Below are 8,713 nucleotides of genomic sequence, written 5' to 3'. Positions count from 1 at the left end.
GCACCCGCCGCCCCCGGCGGCCGGGGCGGACCAGCCGCCGGCCCAGCAGCGCGACCCAGCCGAGCACCGCCAGCGCACCCAGCGCCACCAGGCCGAGCAGCGCAGCGGCGGCGAGCAGACCGTCGCCGCGGGCGGCCGCCTCGACGGCGACGACGCCCCAGCCGGAGGGCAGGACGCGCAGCCACCGCGCCAGGTCCGGGGGGAAGCCCACCCGCAGCGCCGTCCGCAGGCCCGGCACGAGCACCCACCCGGAGTGGGTGAGGGCGAGCAGGCCGCCGCTGACGACCGCCGCCAGCAGCGCACCGGCGTGCGAGCGCGCCAGCTGCCCGAGCGCGGCGGTGGCGAGGCGGGAGGCGAGCACGACGACCACGACCTGCAGCAGCACCGCGGGCACGGCCACCAGCACCGCCGCCGCGCCCAGGCCGGCGGCCGCCGCGAGCAGCGCCGCGGAGGCGACGAGGGTGACCGCCGGCGCGACCCCGACGAAGGAGGCGGCGAGCAGACCGGGGGCCAGCCGGCGGGGCGGCAGGGGCAGCAGCGCCAGGTGCTCCGGGCGCAGCACCTCCTCGCCGCCGAAGAGCAGCGGCCCCAGCAGCCAGCCCACCGCCCACAGCGCGGACGCCGCCGCCACGAGGTCGGGCGACAGCCCGGGCACCGGCCAGCCGCGCGCGGCGAGCACGACGGTCCCGACGGCCGGCACCAGCCCCAGCAGGGCCCCGGTGAGCACCCCCGCGCCCTGCGGGCCACCGGCGGCGTGCCGCAGCACCGCCAGCTTCAGCCGGACCAGGACGGCGGCGGTCCGGGCGGCGGTCGGGGCGGCGGTCGGGGTGGCGGTGGTCAGGACGACAGCCACGCCAGCTCCCCCTCACCGATGCCGCGACCGCCGACGAGGGCCACGAAGCGCTCCTCCAGGCTGCGCCCGGCGCACACCTGCGCCAGCGGCCCGGCGGCCAGCACCCGCCCCGCGGCGACGACCGCCACCGTGTCGCACAGCTGCTCCACGACGGGCATGACGTGGCTGGAGAGCACGACGGAGCCACCGGCGGCGACGAAGCGCTGCAGGATGCCCTTGACGGTCGCCGCCGAGACCGGGTCGACGGCCTCCAGCGGCTCGTCGAGCACGAGCAGCCGCGGCGCGTGCAGCAGCGCCGTCGCCAGCCCGATCTTCTTGCGCATCCCCGTCGAGTACCCCAGCACCGGGGTGCCCTCCGCCCGGTCCAGCTCCAGCAGCTCCAGCAGCTCGCCGGCGCGGCGGGCCACGTCCTGCGGGGGCATGCCGCGCAGCAGCCCGAGGTAGGTGAGCAGCTCCCGGCCGGTGAGCCGCTCGGGCATCGCCAGCCCGTCGGGCAGGACGCCGAGCAGCGCCTTGGCCCGGGCCGGGTCGGCCCAGACGTCCACCCCGAAGACCTCCGCGCGGCCCGCGTCGGGGCGCAGCAGGCCCACGGCCATCGACAGCGTCGTCGTCTTCCCCGCGCCGTTGGGGCCGACGAGGCCGAAGAAGGAGCCGGGCGGCACGACGAGATCGACGCGGTCGACGACGGGGGTGGCGCCGTAGGCCTTGGACAGGCCGGTCAGCCGCAGCGCCGCGGGTGGGTCCTGCACCGTCACGGGCACCTCCGCGGGTCCGGACCGGCGCTTACCGATCACCACCGCCCAGTATGTCCAGCCCGCCGCGGGGCGGGAAGGGTCGCGGGAGGCGCGGCGGCCGGGTGGTGGGAGCCGCGGGAGGGGCGCAGGCTGGGAGCCGACGACGAGGTGGGGCCGACGACGCGAGGAGGAGCCGTGGGCGGACGACAGGACGAGGAGCAGGGCATCCCCAACCCGGAGACGGGGGTGGGCGTGGGCGCCTCGGAGGAGCCGAACACCTTCGAGCCGGAGGAACCCGGCGACGAGGGGGCCTGAGCGGCGGGTGCGCGCCGGCGGGGACGTGCGGGTGGCCTGACCCGGCCCCGCCCCCTGCGACGATGGTCCGGTGAGCGCCACCCTCGTCGCCAAGGACCTCGCCGCCGGACACGGGGAGCGCACCCTGTTCTCGGGCCTCGACCTCGTCGTGGCCCCCGGCGACGTCGTGGGCCTCGTCGGGGCCAACGGGGCGGGCAAGTCCACCCTGCTGCGGCTGCTGGCGGGCCTGGACGCCCCGCAGGCCGGGTCGGTGTCCCTCAGCCCGCCGACGGCGACCGTGGGGCACCTGCCGCAGGAACCCGAACGCCGGCCCGGGGAGTCCGTGGCCGCCTTCCTCGCCCGCCGCACCGGGGTGGGCGCCGCGCAGGCCGCGATGGACGAGGCCGCCGGGCGGCTCGCCGCGGGCGCACCGGGGGCGGACGACGCCTACGCCGGGGCGCTGGAGCGCTGGCTGGACCTCGGCGGCGCGGACCTGGACGAGCGCAGCGCCGAGGTGGCCGCCGACCTGCGCCTGGACGTCTCCCTCGCCCAGCCCATGACGACGCTGTCCGGGGGGCAGGCCGCCCGCGCCGGGCTCGCCGCGCTGCTGCTGTCCCGCTTCGACGTGTTCCTGCTCGACGAGCCCACCAACGACCTCGACCTCGACGGCCTGGCGCGGCTGGAGCGCTTCGTGCAGCAGCTGCGCGCGGGCACCGTGCTCGTCAGCCACGACCGGGAGTTCCTCGCCCGCACCGTCGACCGGGTCGTGGAGCTGGACCTGGCGCAGCAGCTCGTGCGGGTCGTCGGCGGCGGCTACGACGCCTACCTGGAGGAGCGGGAGGTGCAGCGCCGCCACGCGCGCGAGGAGTACGAGGAGTACGCCGACACCAGGGCGGGGCTGGAGGCGCGGGCCCGCTCGCAGCGGGCGTGGATGGAGAAGGGCGTGAAGAACGCCCGGCGCAAGGCCACCGACAACGACAAGATCGGCCGGAAGTTCCGCGCCGAGTCCACCGAGAAGCAGGCCGCCAAGGCGCGGCAGACCGAGCGGCGCATCGAGCGGCTGGAGGTCGTCGAGGAGCCCCGCAAGGAGTGGGAGCTGCGGATGAGCATCGCCGCCGCCCCCCGCGCCGGGGCGGTGGTGGCGACGCTGCGGCAGGCGGCGGTGCGGCGCGGGGGTTTCGCGTTCGGGCCGGTGGACCTGCAGCTGGACTGGGCCGACCGGGTGGCGGTGACCGGGCCGAACGGTGCGGGCAAGTCGACGCTGCTGGCGCTGCTGCTGGGCCGGCTGGCCCCGGACTCCGGTGCGGCCTCCCTCGGGCCGGGGGTCGTCGTCGGGGAGGTGGACCAGGCGCGCGCCCTCTTCGGGGGGCCGGAGCCGCTGCTGGAGGCGTTCGCCGCGGCGGTGCCGGACGCGGCGACGGCCGAGGTGCGCACCCTGCTGGCGAAGTTCGGCCTGGGCGCCGCCCACGTGCTGCGGCCCGCGGCGCAGCTGTCGCCGGGCGAGCGCACCCGGGCGGCGCTGGCGCTGCTGCAGGGCCGCGGCGTCAACCTCCTGGTGCTCGACGAGCCCACCAACCACCTGGACCTGCCCGCCATCGAGCAGCTGGAGCAGGCGCTGGCGTCCTACCCGGGCACGCTGCTGCTGGTGACCCACGACCGGCGGATGCTGGAGGCGGTGGCGACCACCCGCCGCTGGCACGTGGCGGACGGCCGCGTGCGGGAGGGCTGAGCCCACCGGTTCGACCGGGCACCCACCTGGGTGCGACCCTGGAGGCGCACCGCGACGGCGCGGTCCCGCACCCCGCCCGTCGCGTTCCCGGAGAACCCCGTGCCCATCGCCCTCCTCGCCCTGGCCGTCGGCGCCTTCGCCATCGGCACCACCGAGTTCGTCGCCATGGGCCTGCTGCCCGAGATGGCGGCCACCTTCGGCGTGTCCATCCCCACCGCGGGCTGGCTCGTCACCGCCTACGCCCTCGGCGTCGTCGTCGGCGCCCCGACGCTGACCGCCCTCGGGCACCGGTTCCGCCGAAAGCACCTGCTGCTGGCCCTGATGGTGCTGTTCACCGCCGGGCACGTCGCGACCGCGCTGGCCCCCACGTTCGGCCTGCTCGTCGCCGCCCGCGCCGTCAGCGCCCTGGCCCACGGCGCGTTCTTCGGCGCCAGCGCCGTCGTCGCCCGCCGCCTCGCCCCGCCCGGGCGCGAGGGCCTGGCGATGGCGCTGGGCTTCACCGGCCTCACCGTCGCCAACGTCGTCGGCGTCCCCCTCGGCACCGCCCTCGGCCAGCAGGTGGGCTGGCGCACGACGTACGCGGTGGTGGCGGGCATCGGGCTGCTCACCATCGCGGCCCTGGCCCTGCTGGTGCCGGACGTGGACGCCTCCGGCGGCACGCTGCGCACCGAGCTGGCGGCCTTCCGCAGCGCCCAGGTGTGGCTGACCCTCGGGCTGACGGTCGTCGGGTTCAGCGGCCTGTTCACGGTCCTGAGCTACGTCGCCCCCATCGCCACCGGGCTGGCCGGCTACGCACCGGCGTCGGTGTCCTGGCTGCTCGTGCTGTTCGGGCTGGGCGCCACGGCCGGCAACCTCGCCGGCGGGCGGCTGGCGGACTGGTCGGTGCCCCGCACCCTGGTCCTCGGCCTGCTGGCCCAGGCCGCGGTGTTCGCGCTGTTCGCCCTCGCCGGCGGCTCGCGGGCCGCGACCGCCGCGGCCGTCTTCGGCTTCGGGTTCGCCGGTTTCGCGATGACGACGTCCATCCAGACCCGCGCGATCGTCGCCGCCGGCGGCGGCGCCGGCATGGTGGCCGCCGCGCAGCAGGCGGCGTTCAACACCGGCAACGCCCTGGGCGCCTACCTCGGCGGCCTCGTCCTGGACCTCGGGCTCGGCTACCGCTCCCCCATGGTCGTCGCCGCCGTCCTCACCCTGGCCGGGCTCGGGGTGCTGGGGGTGTCGCTGCGGGCCGAGCGCACCGGCCGGGCCCCTCTGGAACCGGTTCAGCTCCCGCGGGCGGGGCGGGTGACCACCCGGTAACGTCCCACCCCGCCCCGCCGTCGAGAACGGGCGCGCGGAGGACGACGGCCACCCTGCCGAACGGACGGGGTGGGCCCGGAGGGTCGGGACGGGACGGCGTGGACCTCAGGCTGGTGGGTCACCCCGGTGACCCCGAGGCGGGCGGATCGAGCTGCGGGTGCGGCCGCGGGTGCGGCGACGGCTGCCCGCCGTGGGCGGCGCTCGGCCTGGGGCTGGCCCGGCACCCCGACGACGCGCTCGTCGTCCGCCGCGCGGTGCGCGACCGGACCGGCGAGGTCGTCGACTTCCGCTGCGAGTGGGCGAACGAGACGGCCGAGCGCAACGCCGGGCGGCCGCTGCGCGGCGCCACCCTGCGGGAGTCCTACCCCACCGTCGACCCGGCCCTGCTGTCCCTGATGCGCCGCCTGCTGGAGTCCGGTGGCAGCGCCGACACCGAGTTCGCCCTGTCCGACGACAGCCCCGAGGAGGTGCTGCGCGGCCGGGTGTTCAGCTCCTTCCTCACCGCCGTGGACGCCGACCGCGTCGTCTGCCAGTACCGCGACGTCACGGAGCTGCGCCGCGCCGAGCGCGCGCTGCAGCACCAGGCGGCGCACGACGACCTCACCGGCCTGCCCAACCGGCGCGCGCTGCGCGAGCACCTGGACCGGGCGCTGGCGCGCCTGCCGCGGGGCTCGCGCACCCTGCTGCTGGCCCTCGGCGACCTCGACGGGTTCAAGGAGGTCAACGACACCCTCGGCCACCACGCCGGCGACGAGGTGCTGCAGGTGGTCGCGGAACGGCTGCGCCACGCGGTGCGGCCGCAGGACCTCGTGGCGCGCTACGGCGGCGACGAGTTCTGCCTGCTCTGCGAGGACGTCGGGGAGCAGCACGCCAGCGCCCTGCTGGAGCGCGTCCGGCGGACCGTCGCCCAGCCGCTGCGGCTGACCGGGGGGCAGCGGGTGCGGGTGGGGATCACCGTCGGGCACGTGGCGACCGCGCTGCCGGTGCCCGCCGACGACGTGCTGCGCCGGGCGGACGCGGCGCTCTACGAGCGCAAGGGCCGCGCGCGGGCGTAGCCCTCACGCCTGCAGCCAGGCCAGCACCGCCAGCACCCGGCGGTTGTCGTCCGGCAGCGGCGGCAGGTCCAGCTTGGTGAAGATGCTCGTGGTGTGCTTGCCGACGGCCTTCTCGCTGACGAACAACCGCGCGGCGATCGCGGCGTTGGAGCGGCCCTCCGCCATCAGCGTCAGCACGTCCCGCTCCCGGGCGGTGAGCCGCTCCACGGGCCGGGTGGCGCTGGCACCGCTGACCAGCCCGGCCACCACCTCCGGGTCCAGCACCGTCCCGCCGGCGGCGACCTGCCGGACCGCGGCCACGAACCCGTCCACGTCCGCGACCCGGTCCTTGAGCAGGTACCCCACCGCCCCCTCCCCGCCGGCCAGCAGCTCGCGGGCGTAGAGGGGCTCCACCCACTGGCTGAGCACCAGCACCGGGAAGCCGCTGCGGGCGCGGCGCGCCCCGACCGCCGCCACCAGCCCCTCGGTGGCGAACCCCGGCGGCAGCCGGACGTCCACGACGGCGACGTCGACGTCCTCCCGGCGCAGCGCCCGCCCCAGCGACGGCGCGTCGGCCACCGCCTCGACGACCTCGACCCCACCCGCCTGCAGGATGCGGGTGAGGCCGACGCGCAGCAGCGCCTGGTCCTCGGCGAGGACCGCCCTCAGCGTCCCGGGCGCCACGGCACCTCCACGGTCACGACGGTCGGCCCCCCGGCGGGGCTGTCCACGGCGAGGGTGCCGTCGAAGGCCGCCAGCCGCCGGGCGATGCCCGCCAGCCCCGAACCGGCCGGGTCGGCGCCCCCGCAGCCGTCGTCGCCCACCACCACCCGCAGCGGGCCCTGCCGGGAGGAGCCGGACACCCACGCCCGCGTCGCCCCGGCGTGCTTGGCGGTGTTCGCCAGGCACTCCGCGACCGCGAAGTACACCGCCGACTCCACCGGCGCCGGCAGCCCGCCCGCCGCGCCACCCGGCAGGCCGCCACGCCCCGGCAGGTCCAGGGACAGCGTCACCGGCAGCGGCAGGGTGAGGGCCAGCGCCTCCACCGCCCCGGCCAGCCCGCGGTCGGCGAGCACCGGCGGGTGGATGCCCCGCACCACCGAGCGCAGGTCCTCCAGCGCCGCCACCGTCGTCTCCCGCGCCTCCCGCAGCAGCGCGACGGCGGCGTCGGGGTCGGTGGCCACCAGCTTCTCCGCCAGGCCCACGTGCATGCCGACCGCGGCGATGCGGGCCTGCGCCCCGTCGTGCAGGTCGCGCTCGATGCGGCGGACCTCCGCGGCGGAGGAGTCCAGCACCTGCGCCCGCGAGGACGTCACCTCCTCCACCCGCCGGTGCAGCGCCGCGACCTCGCCGCCGAGGATGCCGCGCTCGGCCAGGGCGCGGGCCCGCACCAGCGGCGGCGTCACCACCCACCACACCAGCAGCAGCGGCCCGCCGAGCAGGACGAGGGACCACCACCACACCCCGCCGTCCACGAGCGCCCCGACGAGGTGGGTCACCGGCGCCGCCAGCAGCACCGGCGGCACCAGGGACATCGCGAGACCGCCGGTGGCGGAGAACCAGCAAAGCGCGAAGTCCCGCCAGCGCGCCGGGTCCCGCAGCCAGCGCACCGGCCGGGTCACGACGGTCGTGCCGGTGGTGTCGGCGTAGGCGGGCACCAGCCGCTGCCCGAGCAGGTCCCCGCTGACGCGCCGGTGCAGGCGGGTGAGGGCCTCGGTGGCGGGCACCACCCCCAGGGCCAGGACGAACCCGGCCGTCACCAGGGCCAGCGGGATGCTCAGCACGGTGAGGATCCCCAGGGCCAGCGCCGGGGCCGCGGCGAGCGCCGAGCCGAGGGCCACGGCGGTCAGCCGCAGCCGGTCGACGGCGGCGGGGCCGTCGACCGGCTTCAGGCCCGGCGACCCGATCGGCGCGAGGACGTCGACCACGGGAGCAGCCTGTCACCGCGCGGGGGTGGCTGTCGCCACCCCCGCGGGACCGGCCGACGCGCGGGCCGCCGGGACCCGGGCCGCCGTCGCGGTGCCCGTCGCCGGCACGACCCGCCGCACCGCGACGAACGTGGCGCCGAGGGTGAGGGCGACGACGCCGCAGGCCAGCAGCGGCGGCAGCCACAGCTGCCCGTCGGGCACGAACCCCTCCTCGCGGGCGATCCCGAACGGCACCGTGGTGGTCAGCGCGGCCAGCGCACCGGCCACCACCCCCACGGCCGCCACGACCCCCGCCTCCGCCAGCACCGCACCCAGCACCTGCGCGCGGGTGGCGCCCAGCAGCCGCAACCGGTGCAGCTCCGCCCGGCGCGCGGCCGTCACCGCGACGGCGGTGTTGACCACGACGACCGCCGCGAACAGCGACAGCATCCCCACGACGACGTTGTTCAGCATCGTGATGGTGCCGGCCTCGGGCAGCGCCGCGCCCTCGGGCAGGGTGCGCCCGTCGATGCCGACCAGGACGAGGGTGCCGATCGAGGCGGCCGTCAGCACGACCACCGGCGCCAGCACCCCGCCCAGCAGGTGCGCCCGGCGCGAGGCGGTGTGCAGGGCCAGCTCCCACGCCGCACCCCGCACCGGCAGCCGCCCGGCGACGGCCGCACCGGCCCGCAGCAGCAGCGGTGCCAGCAGCGCCAGCCCCACCCCCGCCACGATGGACGCCGAGCCGGAGGTCGACATCGCGGCGTAGGGGTCGGCGGAGTCGGCGGTGACCGTGACGGTGACGACGCCCGCGGCGAGCGCCTGCACGACCAGCAGCACCCCCAGCGCCACCCGCCACCGGCGCA

The 8,713-nt window shown here is 77.8% G+C and carries 7 protein-coding genes and 1 pseudogene; 3 read left to right on the top strand and 5 right to left on the bottom strand.

All coding sequences use genetic code 11. The features are described from left to right. Nucleotides 1–853, bottom strand: a pseudogene (locus tag ABEB16_RS14195) (hypothetical protein); the annotation flags it as partial. Further along, complete coding sequence (locus tag ABEB16_RS14190; protein WP_345712889.1) at nt 838–1,608, bottom strand: ABC transporter ATP-binding protein; 771 nt, start codon at nt 1,606–1,608, stop codon at nt 838–840. The pseudogene ABEB16_RS14195 and the gene ABEB16_RS14190, both read right to left, overlap by 16 nt. 364 nt (nt 1,609–1,972) lie before the next feature. On the opposite strand from ABEB16_RS14190, the gene ABEB16_RS14185 reads away from it, so the two are divergent. The 3 genes from ABEB16_RS14185 to ABEB16_RS14175 all read left to right on the top strand — a co-directional run bounded on the left by ABEB16_RS14185 (nt 1,973) and on the right by ABEB16_RS14175 (nt 5,961). Next, nucleotides 1,973–3,610, top strand: a complete 1,638-nt coding sequence (locus ABEB16_RS14185) for an ABC-F family ATP-binding cassette domain-containing protein (protein WP_345712888.1) — start codon at nt 1,973–1,975, stop codon at nt 3,608–3,610. 99 nt (nt 3,611–3,709) lie between these two features. Continuing rightward, on the top strand, nt 3,710–4,906 hold the full coding sequence (locus tag ABEB16_RS14180) for an MFS transporter (RefSeq protein ID WP_345712887.1): 1,197 nt from the start codon (nt 3,710–3,712) through the stop codon (nt 4,904–4,906). Between the two features lie 98 nt (nt 4,907–5,004). Then, nucleotides 5,005–5,961, top strand: coding sequence for a GGDEF domain-containing protein (locus ABEB16_RS14175; RefSeq protein ID WP_345712886.1), 957 nt, complete (start codon nt 5,005–5,007; stop codon nt 5,959–5,961). Nucleotides 5,962–5,964: 3 nt separating this feature from the next. On the opposite strand, the gene ABEB16_RS14170 is transcribed toward ABEB16_RS14175, so the two are convergent. The 3 genes from ABEB16_RS14170 to ABEB16_RS14160 form a co-directional block, all read right to left on the bottom strand. Further along, on the bottom strand, nt 5,965–6,609 hold the full coding sequence (locus ABEB16_RS14170) for a LuxR C-terminal-related transcriptional regulator (RefSeq protein WP_345712890.1): 645 nt from the start codon (nt 6,607–6,609) through the stop codon (nt 5,965–5,967). Then, nucleotides 6,606–7,868, bottom strand: a complete 1,263-nt coding sequence (locus tag ABEB16_RS14165; RefSeq protein WP_345712885.1) for a sensor histidine kinase — start codon at nt 7,866–7,868, stop codon at nt 6,606–6,608. Before ABEB16_RS14165 ends, ABEB16_RS14170 begins: the two co-directional genes overlap by 4 nt. A gap of 12 nt (nt 7,869–7,880) precedes the next feature. Next, the coding region (locus ABEB16_RS14160) for an FtsX-like permease family protein (protein WP_345712884.1) at nt 7,881–8,713 on the bottom strand (833 nt) is incomplete at its 5' end.

The sequence above is a fragment of the Kineococcus glutinatus genome (assembly GCF_039542765.1).
Lineage (GTDB): Bacteria > Actinomycetota > Actinomycetes > Actinomycetales > Kineococcaceae > Kineococcus_A > Kineococcus_A glutinatus.
Note: the sequence above shows the minus strand (reverse complement) of the source record. Positions and strands in the feature narration are given on the sequence as shown.